Annotated in this window: 16 protein-coding genes; 12 read left to right on the top strand and 4 right to left on the bottom strand. The window is 65.4% G+C overall.

What is annotated here, in order from left to right; genetic code table 11:
- Positions 1 to 64 precede the first annotated feature (64 nt).
- Complete coding sequence (locus tag K344_RS23065; RefSeq protein WP_084197301.1) at positions 65 to 757, top strand: TetR/AcrR family transcriptional regulator; 693 nt, start codon at positions 65 to 67, stop codon at positions 755 to 757.
- Here K344_RS23065 and K344_RS24335 read toward each other — a convergent pair.
- Complete coding sequence (locus K344_RS24335) at positions 747 to 1,814, bottom strand: flavin reductase (RefSeq protein WP_043114347.1); 1,068 nt, start codon at positions 1,812 to 1,814, stop codon at positions 747 to 749. The two genes, K344_RS23065 and K344_RS24335, sit on opposite strands and share 11 nt — an antisense overlap.
- A 175-nt stretch (positions 1,815 to 1,989) precedes the next feature.
- Between K344_RS24335 and K344_RS0111045 the strand changes: the two genes are divergently transcribed.
- Entirely contained in the window at positions 1,990 to 2,994 is a 1,005-nt protein-coding gene (locus K344_RS0111045; protein WP_084197299.1) for a LysR family transcriptional regulator, read from the top strand.
- A gap of 51 nt (positions 2,995 to 3,045) precedes the next feature.
- Here K344_RS0111045 and K344_RS0111040 read toward each other — a convergent pair whose 3' ends face one another.
- From K344_RS0111040 to K344_RS0111030, 3 genes are read right to left on the bottom strand one after another with little or no spacing between them, the layout of a single operon-like run.
- The gene (locus tag K344_RS0111040) at positions 3,046 to 4,212 is read right to left on the bottom strand and encodes an epoxide hydrolase family protein (protein WP_028080715.1); all 1,167 of its coding nucleotides are present in this window, start codon (positions 4,210 to 4,212) and stop codon (positions 3,046 to 3,048) included.
- Between the two features lie 27 nt (positions 4,213 to 4,239).
- Positions 4,240 to 4,749 carry a cupin domain-containing protein gene (locus tag K344_RS0111035; protein WP_028080714.1) on the bottom strand — a complete coding sequence of 170 codons (510 nt, stop codon included), beginning with the start codon at positions 4,747 to 4,749 and terminating at the stop codon, positions 4,240 to 4,242.
- 49 nt (positions 4,750 to 4,798) lie between these two features.
- The gene (locus K344_RS0111030; RefSeq protein ID WP_028080713.1) at positions 4,799 to 6,970 is read right to left on the bottom strand and encodes a TonB-dependent receptor; all 2,172 of its coding nucleotides are present in this window, start codon (positions 6,968 to 6,970) and stop codon (positions 4,799 to 4,801) included.
- Between the two features lie 339 nt (positions 6,971 to 7,309).
- On the opposite strand from K344_RS0111030, the gene K344_RS0111025 reads away from it, so the two are divergent.
- Genes K344_RS0111025 through K344_RS0110980 form a run of 10 tightly spaced genes read left to right on the top strand, consistent with a single transcriptional unit; the run spans position 7,310 to position 17,470 of the window.
- On the top strand, positions 7,310 to 8,548 hold the full coding sequence (locus tag K344_RS0111025; protein ID WP_028080712.1) for a CaiB/BaiF CoA transferase family protein: 1,239 nt from the start codon (positions 7,310 to 7,312) through the stop codon (positions 8,546 to 8,548).
- A 17-nt stretch (positions 8,549 to 8,565) separates the two neighbouring features.
- Positions 8,566 to 9,345 carry an enoyl-CoA hydratase-related protein gene (locus K344_RS0111020; RefSeq protein ID WP_028080711.1) on the top strand — a complete coding sequence of 260 codons (780 nt, stop codon included), beginning with the start codon at positions 8,566 to 8,568 and terminating at the stop codon, positions 9,343 to 9,345.
- A gap of 20 nt (positions 9,346 to 9,365) precedes the next feature.
- Positions 9,366 to 11,066 carry a class I adenylate-forming enzyme family protein gene (locus K344_RS0111015; RefSeq protein WP_028080710.1) on the top strand — a complete coding sequence of 567 codons (1,701 nt, stop codon included), beginning with the start codon at positions 9,366 to 9,368 and terminating at the stop codon, positions 11,064 to 11,066.
- On the top strand, positions 11,063 to 11,830 hold the full coding sequence (locus K344_RS0111010; RefSeq protein ID WP_028080709.1) for an enoyl-CoA hydratase/isomerase family protein: 768 nt from the start codon (positions 11,063 to 11,065) through the stop codon (positions 11,828 to 11,830). The genes K344_RS0111015 and K344_RS0111010 overlap by 4 nt, the downstream gene beginning before the upstream one ends.
- Before the next feature lie 30 nt (positions 11,831 to 11,860).
- Positions 11,861 to 12,607 (top strand): SDR family NAD(P)-dependent oxidoreductase, encoded by a 747-nt coding sequence (locus K344_RS0111005; RefSeq protein WP_028080708.1) that lies wholly within the window; start codon positions 11,861 to 11,863, stop codon positions 12,605 to 12,607.
- Positions 12,607 to 13,776, top strand: a complete 1,170-nt coding sequence (locus K344_RS0111000) for an acyl-CoA dehydrogenase family protein (protein ID WP_028080707.1) — start codon at positions 12,607 to 12,609, stop codon at positions 13,774 to 13,776. Before K344_RS0111005 ends, K344_RS0111000 begins: the two co-directional genes overlap by 1 nt.
- 13 nt (positions 13,777 to 13,789) lie before the next feature.
- Complete coding sequence (locus K344_RS0110995; protein WP_028080706.1) at positions 13,790 to 14,665, top strand: 3-hydroxyacyl-CoA dehydrogenase family protein; 876 nt, start codon at positions 13,790 to 13,792, stop codon at positions 14,663 to 14,665.
- 2 nt (positions 14,666 to 14,667) lie between these two features.
- Positions 14,668 to 15,321, top strand: coding sequence for a 3-hydroxyacyl-CoA dehydrogenase family protein (locus K344_RS0110990; protein ID WP_043114344.1), 654 nt, complete (start codon positions 14,668 to 14,670; stop codon positions 15,319 to 15,321).
- Positions 15,321 to 16,460, top strand: coding sequence for a CaiB/BaiF CoA transferase family protein (locus tag K344_RS0110985; RefSeq protein WP_211234523.1), 1,140 nt, complete (start codon positions 15,321 to 15,323; stop codon positions 16,458 to 16,460). The genes K344_RS0110990 and K344_RS0110985 overlap by 1 nt, the downstream gene beginning before the upstream one ends.
- Positions 16,457 to 17,470, top strand: a complete 1,014-nt coding sequence (locus K344_RS0110980; RefSeq protein WP_028080703.1) for an NADPH:quinone oxidoreductase family protein — start codon at positions 16,457 to 16,459, stop codon at positions 17,468 to 17,470. The genes K344_RS0110985 and K344_RS0110980 overlap by 4 nt, the downstream gene beginning before the upstream one ends.
- The last annotated feature ends 2 nt before the right edge of the window (positions 17,471 to 17,472 follow it).

Here is a 17,472-nt window from a genome sequence, read left to right as displayed (position 1 = left end):
GTCCGCGAAATCGCTTCCGATGAGACGTGGGAGCCGAAGGGTGTTTTGCCTATAATAAACGCCCATGAAAAAAGCCCCGCGCGGTCCGGCAAAACTTCCGGTGCGGAAATCCGCTGCCCGTCCGCGCGCCCGGCGCCTCGCTCCTGAGGAGCGGCGTGCGCAGATCCTGCAGTCGGCCATTCGCGTGCTCGCGCGACGGGGTATCGGCCACACCAATCATTCCGAGGTTGCGGCGGAGGCCGGCGTCTCGTTGCCGGCGATCTTTGTTTATTTCCCGACGCACGAGGAACTGGCGGCTTGCGTCCTCGACGAAGTCGCGCGCTTCTTGCTCGATGACGTCATCAGGCCCCTGCACCGGCAGCCAGGGTCGGTGGTCGATATTGTCGAGCGGACCTACATGACGTTTCTCGAAGCTATCGACAGCCATTCCGATCACGTGCGTATCTGGCTGGACTGGAGCACGGCGGTGCGGGATGGTGCCTGGCCGCACTATCTCGCGTTCCACGAAGCGGCCTGCGCCGTCTTTCGCCAGTCAATTGAGCGCGGCAAGCGCAATGGCGAGCTGCGCGCAGATCTCGATACCGCCGAGACTGCGCTGGTGCTGATCAGCTTCGGGCACATGATTGCCCACATGAAGCTCGTTGGCACGCCCAGCGAAACGATTGCAGGCACCTTGCACTCGCTGGTCGAGCGTTATCTCCGCAAGCCGAAGCCGTCAAAGGCGCCGGCGGCCAGAGCCATTGCCCTCAGACGATAACCTTATGCCCGAGTCGCTGCGACAGCGTCGCGGCTTCTTGGCGCAGCGCGGTTTGCAGTGCCCCTTCGTAGCCTTCACCGATGCGAGAGGAGGGCGCTATGGCGGTCAGCGCGAAGATGATTCGGCCACGGTGATCGAAGACCGGTGCGCCAATAGCCGCGATGTCGGCGCCGAAGCGCTCTGGTACCGAGTGTGCCAAGCCGTGAGCGCGCACTTCGGCCAGGCGCGCTTCAACGTGCTCGAGACTGGGCACGTTGGACATGCCGGCTTCGTGCAGCATTTTCAGCTCCGCCTGGATATGATGACAGGTCATCTCGCGTGGCAAATGCGCGGCGAACGTCAGGCCGCTCGCCGAGAAAACAGGCGATACCACTAAGCCGGTATGCAGGTCATGCGTGACCGCGTTGCGGGTAGGTTCCCAGTTGATGACCGTGGGTCCCCGGTTCCCCCAAACCGACAGGCCGAGCATCGCATCGAGCCGCTGTCCAAGCTCCGGCAGCGCGGCGTTGGCGATGCGCACCGCTTCGACGTGCTGAAGCCCGCTGCTGGGCTTGTCGATCGAGAACGCTCCTAGATCATAGGCATGAGCCAGCATATAACGCCCGCCGCCGAAGGCCAGCGGTTTGCGATCGCGCAGCTCGATCCGCTCGACCTCACCAAGGAAGACCGCGTGGTCGCCACCCGGATGAGTGGCGACCTTCCGGCATTCCAGATATGCCGTACAGCCTTCGATCAGCGGCAGTCGATCGATTCCCTCCCGCACGGCGATGCCGGCGAACTTGTCCTCGCCTGCCTTTGCGAAGCGCTGCGAGATGTGCGCCTGATCCTCTGCGAGAATATTGATAATGAAGCGTCCGGAATCGCGAAAGGCGGGAAAGCTGCGGGCGGTCAATGCCTGGCTCCAGAGGATCAGCGGCGGTTCCAGTGAGACGGAGCTGAAGGAATTCGCTGTCACGCCAACCGGGCGGCCCTCGGCGTCGAGCGTCGTGACCACGGTGACGCCAGTGACGAAGGAGCCCAAGACATTGCGCAATTCCCGCTGATCGAAGGATGCCATCTGCTGTCTCCTCAGAGTTTGTGTCAATGCCGGATCGAGCGATGCGATACGATCTTGCAGCGAACGATTGCATGGCGACTGCATGCTTTGAATTAAGACAATGATATATCAGATATGTCAATAAAGTCTACATGGAGAATCCGTCGCAAGATGGTTTGATTGGAGAAACTAGGAAATGAGAAAAGGCAGACAGGGCGGTCGCAGCGAGCTGGCCAGCATTGCGACAAGGAATGTCATCGACTCGAGAAGACTTTTTTACTTCTACCATGTCGCTCGGATGCGCAGCTTCAGTGCTGCGGAAGCGATCGTGGATATCGCGCAACCGGCAATTAGCCGCCAGATCCAGCAACTCGAGTCTGATCTTGGCGTACAGCTGCTCGAGCGTAACGGCCGCGGCGTCTCGCTGACGCAGTTTGGCGAAGTGCTGTACCGCAAGGCCACCGTCATCCTCGATGAGATGTCGGCGACACTCGAAGAAATCGAGAACGCGCGGCGCCGGCCAGTGGGACAGATCAGCGTCGCGGCATCAGCCGGTATCATGGCCAACTACATGCCGGATATTATCCGCCGCTTCATCTCCTCATTCCCGGAGATCAGCTTGACGGCGATACAGGCATCCACTGGCGAGGTCTACGACCATCTGGCCAGCGGTCAGGTGGATGTCGCGATCATCCTGCATGCGCCCAATTCGCAGAAGCTGGTTCTGCAGAAGATCGCTGTCGAACCGCTACTGCTGATCGCGGCGCGCAATCATCCCGTCGCCGATCAGGAATTCATCACGCGTGAGAAGCTGGCGGAACTGGAGCTGGTGCTGCCGTCGTCGCCGCATGGCCTGCGTGGCGTGATCGACCAGTACTGCAAGGAGGGAGGGATCGAACTCACTCCGAAGTTGCACATTGACAGCGTTCCGCTGATCAAGGCCGTCGTTCAGCAGGGGCGTTTCTGCGGATTGCTGGCCAAAATGAACTGCGACACTGATCTGGATCCGCAGCAGTTCGTCGCCATTCCACTGAAGCCGCCGTTGGCACGGACGCTGTATGTGGCCTGCATGCGTGATCGTGCCGAGCTGCCGTTCGTCAAGGCACTGATCCGCGACGTGGTCGCGACCTTCCGCGAGACGACGACCAAGTCGACGATGTCGCCGTCTGTCGCGGTGAAAAAGAAGGGACGCTCCGTCTGATGGCGGAAGCGTCCCAAGGGGAGGCAAGGGAGTTGAGTCAACAGGGTTGTATCAAGCCCGCAGCGGTCGGAAGAACGCGCGCAGCTCATCGACCAGCAGCGTTGGCTGCTCCGCCGGGACGAAATGGCCGCCGTGCGGGAAGCGGCGGTAGCGGCGCACGTCGTAGGTCTTCTCGACCCACCGCCGCGGCCAGTGCAGCACTTCGTTCTCGAAGATCGCGATGCCGCTTGGAGCTTCGACGCGCGGCGATCGATTGTGGGATGGCTGCCACGGATGGTGGGCGCATTCGTAGTAGTAGCGCGCTGCGCTGCCGCCGGACTGTGTGACCCAGTAGATCATCATTGTCGTCAGCAGCTCGTCCTTGCTAAAGACCTTCTCGACGTCGCCGCCGCAATCGCTCCAGCTCCGACGCTTTTCGAGAATCCACGCGCACTGCGCCACCGGCGAGTCGTTGAGGCCGTAGGCCAGTGATTGCGGCTTGGTGGCTTGGATCGCCGAATAGCCGCTCTCCGCTGCGAAGAAATGCGCATTGCGCTCTGCCCAGCCCTTCTCGTCGTCGGCGAATTCGCCAGCCTCCGGCAGCGGGCAGAAGAACAGATCGAGCGGCAGCGGTAGGTTGGTGTGGATACCGTACAGCCTATCGGCGTGCTTGTGGCCGAGCTGCGAGGTGATCAGCGCGCCCCAGTCGGCGCCGTAGGCGGAGAAGCGCGAGTAACCGAGCCGCTCCATCAACTGCACCCACAGGTCCGCGGTGCGCCAGAAGTTGATGCCCGGCACCGTCAACGGCGTCGAGAAACCAAAGCCCGGCAGCGAGGGCACGACGACATCGAAGGCATCGGCCGCATTGCCGCCGTGCGCGACCGGATCGGTCAGCGGACCGATCATTTTGTGGAAGTCCCAGAAGGTCCAGGGCCAGCCATGGCTGAGAATCAGCGGCATCGGCCTTTCGCCCTTGCCGCGCACGTGGATGAAGTGGATCGGGATGCCTTCCAGCTCGGTGCGGAAATGCGGGAAGCGGTTGATCTGGCGCTCCTGCGCGCGCCAGTCGTAGCTGTCCTTCCAGTAGCCGACGAGTTCGCGCAGATAAGCGCCGTTGGTGCCGTATTGCCAGCCGTCGTTGGCGAAGTCTTCCGGCAGGCGCGCCTTCGCCAAGCGTTCCCTCAGGTCGGTCAGGACCGCTTCCGGCACGTCGATCTTGAATTCCGTGATTGCCGTCATTGCGCAGCTCCTCGTCGACCGTGCCGCTCAGCGGGATTTCGCGGCGGCGCGGATTGCCTCCTCGGCGGAGATCTCCTTGCCGTTCGCGTCGATGTTGTGAACGTCGAAGATCGTGTCCGCGACGTCGAAAATGATGCAGGGCTCCTTGGACACGCAGCGGAACTGGTGATGCGATTTCGCCGGCAGCAGCATGTACGCGCCGGCCTTCAACTCGACTTCCGGCTGGCCGGCGACCTGCGCCCGGGCGACGCCCTGCAGGATCAGCATTTCCTCGTTGGCGGTGTGCCAGTGCAGCGTCGCCGCGCAACCACCGTCCATCTTCACCATTAGGCTCGATGGGCCCTTTGACGGGTCACCGCGCATTCCGACCATCTTCGTGCACTCGGGCAGCGACGGAACTGCGGCGAATTTGGCCTGCGAGAAATTCTCGAGCACGACCGGCTTGCCAGCCGCCTCGGCGGCATGGCCGCCGCTCGCGTCAAGAGCGCAGCCGGCGGCCAGAAGGATGGCGGCGGCGGTCAGGTGGGCGTTCTTCATGAATGTTCTCCTTGTGGATCTGTTGAAAGCATCGTGATGCCGCCGGGCGTCAGAAGCTGAAGCTGACGTCGGCGCCGAAGGTGCGCGGCATGCCGCGCACCAGCGCGTCCTCGCCGAAGCCGCTGCGCAGGTCGAGTCCCTGGACTAGGTACTCGCGATTCGTCAGGTTCTTACCCCAGGCGCCAAACGTGATCTCCCCGGCGCGGAAGCTGGCGCGCGCGTTGAGCAAGGTGAAGCCATCCTGCGACTGGTTGCCGTTGCCGATCGTGTCGCCGACGAAGCTCGGGTCGTTGTTGAACGGCGAGAAGTATTGCCGGCTGGTATAAGTCGCGTCGAGATGCAGTGTGGCGATGCCTTGCGCGTTCTCGAAGAAATCCCAATCGAAGCCACCGGAAGCCGTCACCTTCGGCGCGTTCGAGAACTGATTGCCGCTGAGATCCACGCCGTTCAGCTCCAGGTTCTTGAACTCGGTGTCGAGCAGGCCGAGTGTCAGATTGGTGCGCAGCGTGCCGGTCGCCACCCAGTTCAGCTCCAGCTCGCCGCCGAACGCCTTCGCGGGGCCGCTACTCTCGAGCACGCTGGTGACTTGCACAACGCGCTGGATCTGCTGGTTGTCGTACTTGTAGTAGAACGCCGCTGCGTTCAACTGCACGCGGTTATGCGCGAGGCGCGACTTGAAGCCGATCTCGTAGGCATCGATGGTCTCCGGGGCGACGACGGCGAGCAGGTCGCGGTCGTTGTCGCCGCGGTCGCTGAGGTCGATGTTGCCGTTGATCGCCGGCGCGCGATAGCCGCGGCTGAAGCTGCCGTAGACCATCTTGTCGCGGGCGAACTTGTAGTCGAGGATCGCGCGGCCGGTGACCTTGCTTGTGCTGTCCTCGACGACGCGGCGCAGCGTGGGATCGAACGGCGCCGGATCACCGGACAGGCATCCGGCATCCGGCACGCTGTTGCAGACCGGCGTGCCGTGGACGCCACTGAGCAACCAGGAGTGCGAGCGGAACTTCAGCTCGTCGCGCGTGTAGCGGCCGCCGAGGGTGAAGGTGAGCGCCTCGTTAATTTTGTAGGCCGCTTCGGCATAGCCGGCATACGAGTCCCGCGTCTGCTGCGTGTGCAGATCGCTGAAGATGCCGAACGAGAACAGGTTGGCGTTCTTGTGGATGTTGATCGTATCGGTGCCGAAATACAGGCCGCCGATCAGCTGCAGCGGCCCGTCGCCGTCGAAGCTCAGGCGCAGATCCTGGTTGAACTGGTCGTAGTCGGAGCCCCAGTCGACCGCCATGATCGCTGTGGCGCTGCCGTCGACGTCCTGTGGATAGAACGCCCGGCCACCGTCGTAGGCCGTGATCGAGGTCAGGTCGAGCGCATCGCCGAGGCGTATCGCGGCGTTCAGCTGGCTGCCATAGGTCTCGGTCTTGTACAGATGCGTATAGTCGATCGCGCTCTCATAGAAATCGAGCCCGTCGCGCACCGCGCCGCCGCTGTTGGCATTGCCGTGGCCGTCCGGATTGCTCGGGTCGGCCGGATCGCGGTAGCCGATGAAGTAGGGCGCATACGGCCCATCCTCCATTTTTGAGTAGTAGTTCTTCCAGTTGATGTCGACACCGTCGACCGGCTTCGCGCGGAAGCTGAGGCGGCTCGAAAAATCGTTCTGGCTGGCGAGGTCCGGCTGGCCGAGGGTCTTGTTCGGGATCGCGCCATCGGCGCGGACCCAGCTCACCGCTGCGCGCAGGCCGTATTCGTCCGGCACCAGGCTGTAGTCGAATACACCCTGCATCTCGCGCCGGTTGAAGTTGCCGAGGCCGGCCTTCAGCGAGCCGCTCGAGACCGGCGCCAGCGTCGGCTTATTGGTAATGAAGTTGATCGCGCCGCCGGTGGTGTTGCGGCCGTAGAGCGTGCCCTGCGGACCCTTCAGGACCTCGATGCGCTCCATGTCGAGCATCTGCGCGCCGTGCGCGAAGCGGGCGCCGACGTAGTTCTCGTCGACGTAGATGCCGACCGGCGAGGCCTGGTTGGCGCTGAACTCGTTGGCGACGCCGATGCCGCGGATCGTGAAATTGGGCTGCGACTCGCCGAAGAAGGAGCTGATCTGCAGGTTCGGCACCTTCGATGCGAGATCCGTGCTCTTGAACACGCCCATGTTCAGCATCTCCTCGCCGGCGATTGCCGATACGGCGAGCGGGACGTCCTGCAGGTTCTGCGCGCGCTTCTGCGCAGTCACGATGACTTCCTCGATGCCGGCTTCCGGTGCCGGATTTCCGGTTGGTGCGATGGACGCATCGCGACTTGTGCTTTCGGCATCTGCTACAGGCGCCTCCGTTTGCTGCGCCTCTGTAGTGACGGTGGCCAAGCTCAGCAGCAGGGCGCCGCAGGTTATGGGCAGGTCGCGCGATGGCTTGCGCATGTTCGGATTCTCCTCTCGTGTATGTATCGGGGCAATCTGTCGTGCCGCCGTCGTGCACATTATTACCATGCAATATTGGCATTACACAAATATCAAGTTAGTATGGATGTGCGAGGAGGTGCCGCCTGGCATGTCGGACAAGGCGGCCGTGAGAAAATGCCATCCCATAACTACCCGGCAGCTTCGCTGCCCCTGAAATCGTCGGCGCCGCTCGACATGCTGTCCGGCATCCGCGTGCTGGACCTGACGACGTCGATCGCCGGGCCGTATGCGACGCAATTGCTAGCCGATCTCGGCGCCACGGTCGTCAAGGTGGAGAGGCCGGGCAGCGGCGACGATTGTCGCGCCTGGGGACCGCCGTTCCTCGACGGCGAATCGCTCTGGTACCTCAGCGTCAACCGCAACAAGCACAGCGTGACGCTGGACTTCGCCACCGAGCGAGGCCAGGCGCTACTAGGCAGGCTGGTGGCGAACAGCGACGTGGTGATCAGCAACCTGGTGCCGCGGGCGCAGACCAAGCTGAAGCTGGACTACGCCAACTTACGTCAGTTGCGCGACGGTCTGATCCACGTTTCGATCACCGGCTTCGGCCTCGACGGCGCGCGCGCCGACATGGCTTGCTACGACCTGATCGCCGAGGGTTATTCGGGCGTGATGGATCTGACCGGGGAGCCCGACTCGCCACCGCAGAAGATAGGTACGCCGGCGGCCGACATGCTGGCCGGACATGATGCGGCTATGGCGGTTACGGCGGCTCTGTTTCGCCGTGCGCGCGACGGGCGCGGCTGCCAGATCGACATCTCGATGGTCGAGAGCATGACGCGCTTCCTCGCGCCGCGGATCCTGCCGTATCTCGGCTCCGGCGAAGTGCCGCGCCGCTCCGGCGGCCGAGACAGCGTGATCGCGATCTATCAGGTCTTCGATACCGCGGACCTGCCGATGACGCTGGGCCTCGGCAACGACGCCATCTGGGAGCGCTTCTGGACGGCCGTTGGCGAGCCGCAGCGCGCGGCCGATCCGGCGCATCGCAGCAACGCCGAGCGTCGTGCGCATCGCGTCGCGATCGTCGCCGAGATTGCCCGCGTGCTGCAGACGCGGCCGCGCGCCCACTGGCTCGACGTATTTGCCAAGGCACGCGTGCCGGCGGGGCCGATCAATCGCGTTGATGAAGTCGCGCAGGACGTGGAACTGCACTCGCGAGGTTTCCTGTACGCGTTCGAGCGTAACGGCTGTCGTGTGCCGCAGGTCGGCCTCGGAATCCACTTCGACGGCCGCACCGAGGGCTGCGCAAAGCCGCCGCCGCGCCTCGGTGAGGACAACGCGACGATCTACGGCGACTGGCTGGGGTTGTCGCAAGACGAGATCGTGAGGCTTCGGGACTACAAGATCATATGAAGAAGGAGGCAGGTCGCATGACGTTCGAGGAAATCCTGTATCGCGAAGAAGGCCCAATCGGCTTCATCACGCTCAACCGCCCGCACGACGGCAACATGTTCACGCCGCGGATGTGCCATGAGATCCGCGACTGCATCGAAGGCATCCGCCGCGAGACGCGCACGCGCGTCGTCGTGTTGAGCGGCGCGGGCGAGCGCTTTTTCTGCATCGGCGGCCGGAAGGAGGGCATGGAGGACACCACGCTCTACGCCGGCGTGCTGCCGACGCTGGAGATGTACGAGGCCATCGACAAGCTGCAGAAGCCGGTGATCGCCTCGGTCAATGGCCTGGCGGTCGGTGGCGGCAACGTGCTGCAGATGGTCTGCGATCTGACCATCGCCAAGCAGTCGGCGATCTTCCGTCAGGTCGGACCGATGGTCGGCAGCTTCGACGCAGGTTACGGCACCTGGTACCTGGAAGACTTGGTCGGCAAGAAGCGCGCGAAGGACATCTGGTACCGCAACTCGAAGATGAGCGCCGAATACGCGCTCGAGATCGGCCTGATCAACAAGGTGGTGCCGGATGATCAATTGGCCGAGGAGACCCGCAAGTACGCGCTGGAAGTCGCCGATCGCGGCGCGTTCGCGCTGGCTTCGCTGAAGTCGGCGTTCAACGCCCGCCACGGCGGCGTCAACGGCTTGTCGCGGATGGCGCACGACCTGTTGCTGCGTACCTATCTGCAATCCGAAGAGCATGACGAACTGGCGAAGTCCTTCGCCGAGAAGCGCGCGCCGGACGCCAGCAAGTTCGGGCATTGAATCCGGACGCGGAGGAAACGATGACAAAGCTGCTGACGCTGCACGATCCGCAGACGGCGCTGCACTACTACGAGACCGGCGTGTGGACCACCGACACGCTCTACGGCCTGCTCGACCGTCACGCGCGTGAGCGCGGTGACGCGCCGGCGCTGCGCGATCCGCGCCGGCGCCTGAGCTGGGCGGAGCTGCGCGATGAAGTCGATGCCGTCGCCGCCGCGCTGCATGCGGCAGGCCTGCGCCGCGGCGAGCGCGTCGCGGTGTGGCTGCCGAATCGCGTCGAGGCAGTGATCATTCTCCTGGCCTGCGCGCGCAATGGCTACATCTGCAATCCCTCGCTGCACCAGAACTACACCGTCGAGGAGATTCTGGTACTGCTCGAACGCATTCAGTGCAAGGCGCTGTTCGCTCAGATCGGCTACGGCGCCGATGCCGACCGCGAGGATGTGTTCGCACGCGCACTGCAGCTGCCCGGCATACGCCGCGTCTACTCGCTGCGGCATCCGCAGCAGGCCGGCGGGCCAGCGCCGGGTTGCGCCGCGTTCCCGCAGCGGGGCGCGGCCGCGCTCGCACCGCCGCCGGCCGTGACCGATCCGGACAAGGTGGTCTATCTGGCCTTCACTTCGGGCACGACAGGCCTGCCCAAGGGCGTGATGCACAGCGACAACACCCTGCTGGCCAACGCCCGTGCGATGGTCGAGGACTGGGGCCACGACGCATCGACCGTGCTGCTAAGCCTGAGCCCTTACAGTCACCACATCGCCACCGTGGCGATGGACCAGGCGCTGGTCTGCGGGGGCGAACTGGTGATGAACGATCCGGCGGCCGGCATCGCCACGCTAGATTGGATCGAGCAGAGCGGCGCGACCTACGTGATGGGCGTGCCGACGCATGCCATCGACCTGCTGTCTGCCGCGCGCCAGCGCGGCCTGAAGTCGCTCGGCAAGGTCAGGACCTTCTACATGGCCGGCGCGCCGATCCCGACCGAGGTGGCGCGCCAGCTGCTCGCGCTCGGCGCGACACCGCAGAACGTCTACGGCATGACCGAGAACGGCTCGCACCAGTACACGCTGCCGGACGACGACGTGGCGACCATCACCGGCACCTGCGGCCGCGCCTGCCGTGCCTACGAGATCAAACTGTGGAGTCGAGAGAATCCCGACGTCGATGTGGCGCCGGGCGAGATCGGCGAGATCGGCGGCCGCGGAGGCTGTTTGATGCTCGGCTACTTCAACAACCAGACGGCGACCGAGAACTCCTTCAATGCGGGGGGCTGGTTCATGAGCGGTGACCTCGGCCGCTTCGACACGAATGGCAATCTGCAGGTCGTCGGCCGTCTCAAGGATTTGATCATCCGCGGCGGACACAACATTCACCCGGCTCGCATCGAGGAGCTGGCGCACCGCCACGCGCACATAGTCAAGGCCGCCGCGTTCGGCGTGCCGGACGAGCGGCTCGGCGAAAAGGTCTGCCTGGCGATCATCGGCGGCGAACGCGTGCCGGATGCCGGCGAAGTGCTGGCGCATCTGCACGCGGCGGGCCTGTCGAAGTTCGATATGCCGGAATACTTCGTCGTGCTCGACGCCTTCCCGCTGACCGCCAGCGGCAAGATCCTCAAGCGCGAGCTCGTGCAATGGGTCAAGGCCGGCCGGATCACGCCGGCCCCTGTACGCTGGAGCGCGCCGAAGGCCGATGCGAAAGCCGGCGCGGGAGCGCAGGCATGAGCCTGAACCTTCGCCACCAGGACGGCTGCGCGGTGCTGACGCTGGATCGCCCGCAGGCCCTCAATGCCCTGAGCTTTGCGCTGATCCGCGAGATCGGCGCGGCGCTCGACGAGGTGGCCGGCTCCGATGCCCGCGCGCTGATCGTCACCGGCGCAGGCGACAAGGCATTCTGCGCCGGCGCCGACATCAAGGAACTGCAGGATCGCCCGCTGCTCGAGCAGAAGCGCGGCGCCGAGCTGGGGCAGGCCGTGTTCGCCAAGCTCGATCGCCTGCCGGTCGCCTCGATCGCGCTGCTCAACGGCTACGCCTTCGGCGGCGGCTTGGAACTCGCACTGGCCTGCAACTTCCGTCTCGCCGCGCCGAACGCGGCATTGGGGCTGCCGGAGATCAAGCTCGGCTTGATCCCCGGCTACGGCGGCACGCAGCGGCTGCCGCGGCTGATCGGCGAATCGCGCGCGTTGGAGATGATTCTCACCGGCCGCGCTGTCAAGGCTGAGGAAGCGCTGCGCATCGGCCTGGTCAATCGCCTTGTCGAACCTCCGCTGCTCGATGCCGCCATCGCCTTCGCCCATGAATTCTGTGGCTACGGCCGCCTCGCGCAGCAGTTCGCGCGCGAGGCGGTACAGCGCGCGGCGGCGGCGACGCTGGAGAGCGGCCTGCGTATCGAGGCCGATCTGTCGACGCTGGCCTATCGCACTGCCGATGCCGAGGAAGGCATGCGTGCCTTCGTCGAGAAGCGCAAGCCGCAGTTCCGCGATGGCTGATACATGCCCATGCCCGAGGAAGCACGAATCATGAGCGACAAGGGGGGAATCCTCGTCACCGGCGCCAGTCGCGGCATCGGTGCGGCGATCGCCGAACATCTAGCCGCCGCCGGATACAGCGTTGGTTGCGTCTCGCGCTCCGGCGATCTGCCGAAGCGCCCGCAGGCCAGCGAAGCGGTTTGCGCGCGCTGGCATGCCCTGCAGGCGGACGTCACCGACGGCGCGCAGCTCAAGGCGGCATTCGACACTTTCGCCGCGCGCGCTGGCCGCGTCCGCGGATTAGTGAACAACGCAGGGCTTCACATCGAGGCTCCGGCCGACTCGTTGTCGGTGTCCGACTGGCGGCTCGTGCAGGACACCAACACGCTATCGGTGTTGCTCGCCAGCCAGGCCGCGTATCCGCACCTGCTTGCCGCGCATGGCGCGCTCGTCGTCAACATCGGCTCGTTCTTCGACAAGCTCGGCGTCAAGCGTAACCTCGCGTACTGCGCGTCCAAGGCCGCGGTCGCGGCGATGACGCGCGTGCTGGCGGTCGAATGGGCCGGCAAGGGCATCCGCGCGCTGAACGTCGCGCCCGGCTACATCGTTACCGATCTCAACCGCGAGCAGATGGAAGCCGGCCCGCTACGCGCGTATCTGGAAAAGCGCATTCCCGGCCGCGAGCCGGGTTCGGCCGACGACGTCGGCAAGCTGGTCGCGAGCCTCTACGCCAGTGACATCGGCTTTCTCAACGGCGAGACGATCTACATCGACGGCGCGCAGGGGATCGCCCACTGATGGCCACCGTCCTCGAAAGGCTGGACGCGCGCATCGGTCTGGATGACACCGAGCAGATGCTGCTCGACAACGTCCGTCAGATCGCGCGCGAGGTGATCGCGAAGAATGCCGAGCACGTCGACCGCAGCGGCGAATTTCCTTGGGAGAACATCCGCGCGCTCAATGAGCTGGGCCTCAACGGCGTCTTCATTCCCGAGGAATATGGTGGCTCACCGCTGTCGTACCGCTGCTACCTGGCCTGTGTACGCGAGATATCCAAGGCCTGCGCCTCGACCGGCATCATCTGGGCGACCAACTTCCACGCGATCAAGCCGCTGATCGAGTTCGGCAGCGCCGAGCAGAAGGCGCGCCTATTGCCGCGCATCGCCGCGGGCGGACTGGCCTCGCTGGCGATCACCGAGCCGGGCGCCGGCTCCGACGCCACCGGCATGAAGACGCGCTTCACCGCGGACGGCGAGCACATCGTCATCGACGGCGGCAAGACTTTCATTACCAGCGGCGACGTCGCCGATCTGTATCTGCTGTTCGGCAAGTGGGACGGCATCGACGATCCCAAGAAGGCCATCTCGGTTTTGATCCTCGAAAAGGGTATGCCGGGGCTCAGCGTCGTGCGCACCGAGGACAAGCTCGGCACGCGCGGTTCCAGCACCGCGACGATCGCCTTCGATCAGTGCCGCGTGCCGCGCGCCAACCTGATCGGCCGGCCTGGCGACGGACTGGGGATTCTGTTCGCCTCGCTGAACAAGTCGCGGCCGAGCATCGCCGCGCACGCCCTCGGCATCGCCCGCGCTGCCTTCGAGGACGCGACCGATTACATCAATCAGCGCCGACAGTCCGGCCGCCGGATCATCGAGTTCCAGGGCATCCAGTTCCTGCTCGCCGATCTCGCCGCCGAACTGCTGCTATGTGAATCCTTCCTGTGGACGCTGGCCGGCGAGATCGACGCAGGCCTCACCGACTTCGGCGTCGAAGCCTCGATCCTCAAGCTGCGCGCCACGGATTTGGCGATGAGGCTGACAACCGATGCAGTGCAGATGCTCGGCGGCTACGGCTACTGCAAGGACTATCGCGTCGAGCGGCTGATGCGCGACGCCAAGATCACGCAGATCTGGGAAGGCACCAACCAGATCCACCGCCAGCTGATCGGCCGCAGTTTCCTGCAGAAATGAGAGGACCAAAGCCATGACAGACATCAGAACCGTCGGCGTCGCCGGCGCCGGCACGATGGGCGCAGGGATCGCCATCGTCGCCGCGCGCGCCGGCTTCGCCACGCGCGTCTACGACACGCGCCAGGCCGCGCTCGACAATGCCCGCGCGCAGACGGAGGGCTTCCTGCGCAAGTCGGTCGAGCGCGGCAAGCTCAAAGCCGAGCAGTTCGAGCGGGCGATGGCGAACTGGCAGGGCACGACGCGGCTGGAGGATCTAGCCGATTGCGATATCGTGATCGAGGCGGTGTTCGAGGATCTCGGAGTCAAGCATGGGCTGTTCGCACAGCTCGACAAGATTTGCGCCTCGCAGACGATCTTCGCATCAAACACCTCGACGATCTCGATCACGGAGATCGCCGGTGGCTCCGGCCGCGTCGACCGCTTCGTTGGCATGCACTTCTGCCTGCCGGCGCAGCTGATGAAGCTGGTGGAGATGTCGCCGGGTCTCAACACCAGCGACGAGACCTGGCGGCGTGCCTGGGCGTTTTGCGAGGCGCTGGGTCAGCAGCCGGTCAGGACGCAGGACACGCCGGGCTTCATCCTCAATTACTTCCTGATCCCGTACAACAATGACGCGATTCGCCTCGTCGAGCAGGGCGTTGCCGAGCCCGCCGAGATCGATAAGGCGATCAAGACCGCGCTCGGCTATCCGATGGGGCCGCTGGAACTGCTTGACCTGGTCGGCATGGATACGCAGCGCCTGCTCTGCGACGCGATGTACGGCCTCACCCACGAGTTGCGCGCGAGCTGTCCGCCGCTGGTCAAGCGGATGATTGCTGCCGGCCACCTGGGCAAGAAAACCGGACGCGGCTTCCACCGCTACGGCGACAGCAAGATGTTCGGAGCCTGAGCATGAGTACTTATCGCATCCGGCGCGCCGGAGAGAGCCGTTCTTTTCCGGTCGCGCATCCTTTCCTCGACCTGGCCACGACCGACGGCGCCGGGATCGTGCTGGTCGGCAAGGAGGCTGGCGCGGCCTATGGTGCCCTCATGGCAGTCGACGATGCCGCATTCGTCGCCATCGAGCTTGGAGTGGAGTGCCTGGGCGTGCATGCGGGCGAGGCGGCCGACGAGCGCCGCAACAATGTCGTCGGCTTCGCGCGCTTCCGTCTGGGTAGCGCGGAGCCGAGCCGCCTGGTCGAGCTGGTGCGCCAGCCGTGGACGCGCGAGGAGGCCGTGGCCGCCGCCAGGGCCGCGTTCGAGGCCGCCGATCTGGTCGTGGCCGTCTGCAACGACTTTCCGGGCCGCATCGTCGACCGTCTGGTGCGGCCGTACTACAACGCCGTGCTGCGCCGCCACGACGAGAAACTGGCGAGCGCAGAGGAAATCGACAAGACCCTGTGCCTCGGTCTCGGCTACCCGGAAGGACCGCTGGCGCTGCTGGAGCGTACCGGGCTCGCGGCGCATTACGAAGTGACGCAGGCGCTGTACTTGTCGCTCGGCGACGCGGCCTATGCGCCGGCACGGCGAGCGCAGATCGCGCATCAACGGGCGATGGCGGGCTGATGGCGAACCGGGTGCCGCAGCCGCTGGCCGGCATCCGCGTGCTCGATTTCAGCACGCTGGTGCCGGGACCGCTGTGCACGCTGATGCTGGCGGAGGCCGGCGCCGAGGTCGTCAAGATTGAGAGACCGGATGGCGGCGACAGCATGCGCGCCTACGAGCCGCGCTTCGGCGACGAGGCCGTCAACTTCGCGATGCTCAACCGTGGCAAGCGCTCGCTGGTGCTCGATCTCAGCCAGCCGCCGGGGCGTGATCAGGCGCGCGCGCTGGTGCGCGAGGCCGATGTGGTCGTCGAGCAGTTCCGTCCCGGCGTGATGGACAGATTGGGCCTGGGCTATGAGCGGCTGCGTGAACTCAAGCCGGAGCTGATCTACTGCTCGATCACCGGATACGGCCAGCACGGCCCGCTGTCGCAGCTTGCCGCGCATGATCTGAACTTTGCCGCCGAAACCGGCCTGCTCGCGCAGACCGCCGACGCGCACGGCACCCCGCAGCTGCCGCAGGCGCTGATCGGCGACATCGCCGGCGGCGCGATGCCGGCGACAATCAACATCCTGCTGGCGCTGCGTCGCCGCGATGCCGGCGGTGGCGGATGTCGACTCGACATCGCGATGGCCGACAGCCTGTTCACGACCATGTACTGGGGGCTCGGCAATGGCCACGCCGCGGGCCACTGGCCGCGGCCGGGCAGCGACCTGGTCACGGGCGGCTCGCCGCGCTACCAGATCTACCGCACGCGCGATGATCAGTTTCTGGCCGTCGCGCCGCTGGAGGACAAGTTCTGGCAGGCATTCGTCGCCGCGATCGGCGCGCCGGAACTGCTGGACGACAGGCGCGATCCTCAAGGCACGCGCATGCGCGTCGCCGCGATTTTGCGCACGCGCGACGCGGCCGACTGGGAGCGGGTGCTGGCCGGCATCGACGTCTGCGTCAACCGCGTGCGCACGCTGGATGAGGCCGTGCAGCACGAGCATTTCAACAGCCGCGAGCTGTTTGCTCACCGGGTCGAGGACGAGGTTGGGCGCTCGATACCGGCGCTGCCGGTGCCGGTGGCCGGCGTGTTCCGCCGCCCGGCATCGCAGCCGCAACGATTTCCGAAGCTGAACGAAGCCGCCGCGGACTTCGGGGGATGGGCGCCATGAGGGCCGTTCGCGTCCATGCCTTCGGGCCGCCGCAGGCGCATGGCGTCGAGGACTGCAAATCGCCGGCCTGCGGCGACGGCGAGGTGCGCATTGAGGTGCACGCGGCCGGCGTCAATTTCCCGGACCTGCTGCTGATGGCGGGCGAATACCAGAAGTTGCCGCCGCTGCCGTTCGTGCCGGGCACCGACGCGGCGGGCGTGATCGCCGCCATCGGCGCCGGCGTGCGCGGGCTGCGCGTCGGAGATCGCGTGCTGGCGCATCTCGATCATGGCGCTTACGCGAGCCAGGCCGTCGCGCCGGCGGACTGGGTGTATCGGCTGCCGGAGACGATGAGCTTCATCGACGCGGCGGCGATGGGCCTGGTCTACCAGACCGCCTACTTCGCGCTGATGCAGCGCGCTGCCTGGCGGCCGGGCGAGACGGTGCTGATCACCGGCGCCGGCGGCGGCGTCGGCCTGGCGGCAGTGCAGATCGCGCGCAGCCAGGGCGCACTCGTCATCGCCGGCGTGTCGCGCCCGGAGCAGGCCGAGGCGCTGCGCGCGGCCGGCGCCGATCAGGTGATCGTGCTCGCCGCCGAAGGTCTGCGCGAGAACCTGCGCAGGCAGGTGCTGGACGCCACGCAGGGCCATGGCGCCGATGTGGTGATCGAGACGGTTGGCGGCGATGTGTTCGATGCTTCTCTTCGCGCAGCCGCTTGGTGCGGGCGCGTCGTCGTCGTCGGCTTCGCGGGCGGGCGCATCCCGCAGATCAAGGCCAATTACCTGCTGGTTAAGAACATCGCGGTGGCGGGCCTGCAGTGGACCGATTACCGCGCGCGCCAGCCCGAGCGCGTGCGCGTCGTGCAGCAGCATCTGTTCGATCTGCACGGCGCCGGCAAGTTGCGTCCGCACGTGGACGCGGTGCTGCCGCTGGAGCAGTTCGCCGAGGCGCTGGCGCGCATCCGAGAGGGCCGCAAGACCGGCAAGCTGGTGCTCGATACGCGGCTCCCCCCTTCTTCACCGGAAACCTGAAC

The organism is Solimonas soli DSM 21787 (assembly GCF_000474945.1).
In the GTDB taxonomy this organism is placed as follows: domain Bacteria; phylum Pseudomonadota; class Gammaproteobacteria; order Nevskiales; family Nevskiaceae; genus Solimonas; species Solimonas soli.
The sequence above is the reverse complement of the archived record's forward strand: the minus strand, read 5'-3'. Positions and strand labels throughout refer to the sequence as shown.

What these genes read in the sequence shown, in the direction of transcription:
- K344_RS0111010 (WP_028080709.1), top strand. Translation starts at nt 11,063, where the DNA reads ATGAGCCTGAACCTTCGCCACCAGGACGGCTGCGCGGTGCTGACGCTG.
- K344_RS0111025 (WP_028080712.1), top strand. Translation starts at nt 7,310, where the DNA reads ATGCCATCCCATAACTACCCGGCAGCTTCGCTGCCCCTGAAATCGTCG.
- K344_RS0111020 (WP_028080711.1), top strand. Translation starts at nt 8,566, where the DNA reads ATGACGTTCGAGGAAATCCTGTATCGCGAAGAAGGCCCAATCGGCTTC.
- K344_RS0111015 (WP_028080710.1), top strand. Translation starts at nt 9,366, where the DNA reads ATGACAAAGCTGCTGACGCTGCACGATCCGCAGACGGCGCTGCACTAC.
- K344_RS0111040 (WP_028080715.1), bottom strand. Translation starts at nt 4,212, where the DNA reads ATGACGGCAATCACGGAATTCAAGATCGACGTGCCGGAAGCGGTCCTG.
- K344_RS0111000 (WP_028080707.1), top strand. Translation starts at nt 12,607, where the DNA reads ATGGCCACCGTCCTCGAAAGGCTGGACGCGCGCATCGGTCTGGATGAC.
- K344_RS23065 (WP_084197301.1), top strand. Translation starts at nt 65, where the DNA reads ATGAAAAAAGCCCCGCGCGGTCCGGCAAAACTTCCGGTGCGGAAATCC.
- K344_RS0110995 (WP_028080706.1), top strand. Translation starts at nt 13,790, where the DNA reads ATGACAGACATCAGAACCGTCGGCGTCGCCGGCGCCGGCACGATGGGC.
- K344_RS0110990 (WP_043114344.1), top strand. Translation starts at nt 14,668, where the DNA reads ATGAGTACTTATCGCATCCGGCGCGCCGGAGAGAGCCGTTCTTTTCCG.
- K344_RS0111005 (WP_028080708.1), top strand. Translation starts at nt 11,861, where the DNA reads ATGAGCGACAAGGGGGGAATCCTCGTCACCGGCGCCAGTCGCGGCATC.
- K344_RS24335 (WP_043114347.1), bottom strand. Translation starts at nt 1,814, where the DNA reads ATGGCATCCTTCGATCAGCGGGAATTGCGCAATGTCTTGGGCTCCTTC.
- K344_RS0110985 (WP_211234523.1), top strand. Translation starts at nt 15,321, where the DNA reads ATGGCGAACCGGGTGCCGCAGCCGCTGGCCGGCATCCGCGTGCTCGAT.
- K344_RS0110980 (WP_028080703.1), top strand. Translation starts at nt 16,457, where the DNA reads ATGAGGGCCGTTCGCGTCCATGCCTTCGGGCCGCCGCAGGCGCATGGC.
- K344_RS0111045 (WP_084197299.1), top strand. Translation starts at nt 1,990, where the DNA reads ATGAGAAAAGGCAGACAGGGCGGTCGCAGCGAGCTGGCCAGCATTGCG.
- K344_RS0111035 (WP_028080714.1), bottom strand. Translation starts at nt 4,749, where the DNA reads ATGAAGAACGCCCACCTGACCGCCGCCGCCATCCTTCTGGCCGCCGGC.